The 2,987-nt window shown below is 24.8% G+C and carries 2 protein-coding genes; both read left to right on the forward strand.

What is annotated here, in order from left to right:
- Positions 1–1,755, forward strand: a 1,755-nt coding sequence (locus BUB01_RS22440) for a condensation domain-containing protein (RefSeq protein WP_242958469.1), incomplete at its 5' end; no start/stop codon positions are given.
- Positions 1,756–2,037: 282 nt separating this feature from the next.
- On the forward strand, positions 2,038–2,987 hold a 950-nt coding region (locus tag BUB01_RS22445), incomplete at its 3' end, for a condensation domain-containing protein (protein WP_159433292.1).

Consider the following 2,987-nt stretch of genomic DNA (forward strand, 5'->3'; position numbering starts at 1 on the left):
AAGAATCTTCCTGAGTATATGATTCCTTCGTATTTTATGAAGTTAGAAAATATGCCTTTAAATTCTAATGGAAAGTTAGATAGAAAATCATTGCCAAGTGTAGAAGAAAATATTATAACAGGTTCAGTATATGAAGAACCAAGAAATGAAATAGAAGAAGCTTTGGTAAAGATATGGGAAAAGGTATTAGGTGTAAATAATATAGGAATAAATGATAACTTCTTTGAGCTTGGAGGACATTCTTTAAAGGCTACAATACTAATGGGAAAAATTCATAAAGCTTTTAATATTCAAGTAGAACTTAGAAAATTATTAGAATTAAAAACTATAAAAGAAATCAGTGAGTATATAAATTCAAAAGAAAAAAGTATTTATGAATCAATTGGGAAAGTAGAAAAAAAAGAATACTATTTAGCGTCCTCGGCACAAAAGAGAGTATATATACTTCAAGAATTTGATAAAAAAAGTACAGCGTATAACATTCCTGGTGCTATGGAGATAGAAGGAAAAGTTGATATAGAAAGGTTAGAAAAAACTTTTTTAAAATTAATACAAAGGCATGAAACCTTAAGGACAAGTTTTGAAAACTTAAATGGGTATATAATACAAAGGATCCATGAAATAGAGTCTATAAATTTTAGAATAGAAGAAATAAAAGTAAAAAATGAAGAAAAAATAAATGATTTTATAGAATGTTTTGACTTAAGTAAAGCGCCATTATTAAGAGTAGCCTTAATTAAGTTAGAAGAAGACAGGCATATACTGGTGTTTGATATGCATCATATAATCTCCGATGGGACATCTATGGCAATATTAAAAAGAGAATTTGTAGAAATATATAAAGGGAAAGAATTAGAGGATTTGAAAATCCAGTATAAAGATTATAGTGAATGGCAAAATAAAATGCAACAAAGCAAGAGCTTTAAAAAGCAAGAAGAATATTGGTTAAAGGAATTTAAGGGAGAAATACCAATACTAAATATTCCTACAGATTATAGTAGGCCGCTAGTTCAAAGCTTTGAAGGTGATAGTATAGAATTTATTATAGGAGAAGAAGAAACGAAAAGATTAAGAGAAATAGCAAAAGAAACGGGAACCACAATGTATATGGTTTTACTTTCTGTATTTAATATACTTTTATCAAAGTATAGTGAACAAGAAGATATAGTTGTAGGAACCCCAATAGCTGGAAGGCCACATGCAGATCTTGAAAGGATAATAGGTATGTTTGTAAATACTCTAGTCATAAGAAGTATAGTTAATGTTGAAATAAGCTTCAGAGAATATTTAAAGAGTATAAAAGAAAAAGCGTTATCTGCATATGAAAATCAGGACTATCAATTTGATGAACTAGTAGATAAAGTGAAGCCAGTAAGAGATTTAATCAGAAATCCATTATTTGATGTTATGTTTGTACTTCAAAATTTAGAAAAAGTAAATTCAGAGATAGAAGATTTAATATTTAAGCAATATAATTTAAGTCATGGGGTAGAGAAGTTTGATATTACAATGACTGCTATAGAGGTAAATAACCAAATATACTTTAATTTAGGCTATAAAATTAAATTGTTTAAGCATAAGACAATGGAGAGAATGTCTGAATATTTTAAATTTATAATTAAAACTATAATCAATAATTTGGATATAAAGATATGTCAAATAGATCTAATTACCGATGAAGAAAATGATTATATTTTGCAAAATTCAAATTACGATAATTTATACAAAGAAGATGACTATGAATTTGAATTTTAATAAATAGAGATATAAATAAAAATTAATTAATGTTTATAAAAAGTTATAGTTTTTAATATAGGATTAGGGTTAGACATTAGAAAAAGATAAATTATAATCAGCTTAATAACAAGAAAGGTTTAATATTATTTACTTTAGTATCATAATTACTAAGCTCTAACAATTATATCTTGAGATAATTTGATTTTTAATGATTACAAAATATAATATGTTAGAGCTTTTTCATTTTAAATCATGCTAATAAAGGATGTTAATACTATAAATAATATGAGGAGGAATACAATGAAACAAGAAAATAAAGTTAGACCAAGTTTAGATGTTATTAATAATTCAAAAAAATACTGGGTAGAGCTGTTAGGAAGAGAATACGAAAGAGTATTTTTAAATGTTATTGAAGAGAGTAATATCTATAGTAAGCAGAATCAAAAAATCACTCTTAGTAAAAACTTGAGTGATAGATTAAATAAAATATCAAAAAAAGATGATTTAATGTTATATATAATTTTATTAAGTGTTTTTCAAATTGCAATAAATAAACATATAGGAGGGGCAAAATTTTTACTAGGGATGCCACAATATCTGAAATCAGATGAAATGATTAATAATAATGAGCTCATAATAATACCAACCAATATAAGCTATCAAAATACATTTAAGGAATTTTTAATACAAAATAAAAAAGAAATTTTTAATATATATAAAAATCAAACATATCCACTTTTGGAATTAGTACAAAGAATGAATGTTTATGATAAGATTAATATTTATTTTATAATGAAGAACATTCATAGTGAGAAACAAGTTAAAGATATTCTAAAGCAGAAAAATAATATTCTAACATTTATACTAGAACGAAATGAAAATGATATTAATATATTGTTCAATTATTTTGACAAAACAATAGATAGTGAAGTTAATATGATAATTAATTTATTTATTAATACATTAAAAGAAGTACTAAGAGATTTAGAGATTAGAATTAAAGATATAGGAGCAGTTAATGAAGAAGAAAAAGAAAAGCTTTTATATAATTTTAATAATACTAGAGTTAAGTATCAAGATGATAAGACTATTCACTATTTATTTGAGAAACAATCAAAAAATAGATTAGATAATATAGCAGTAATATGTGAAGATAAGAAAATAACTTATAGAGAATTGAATGAAAGGTCAAATGCCTTGGCAAGAACTTTAAGAAAAAAAGGAGTAAGAAGAGATGAGATAGTAGGAAT

The sequence above is a fragment of the Clostridium cavendishii DSM 21758 genome (assembly GCF_900141845.1).
In the GTDB taxonomy this organism is placed as follows: domain Bacteria; phylum Bacillota; class Clostridia; order Clostridiales; family Clostridiaceae; genus Clostridium_AG; species Clostridium_AG cavendishii.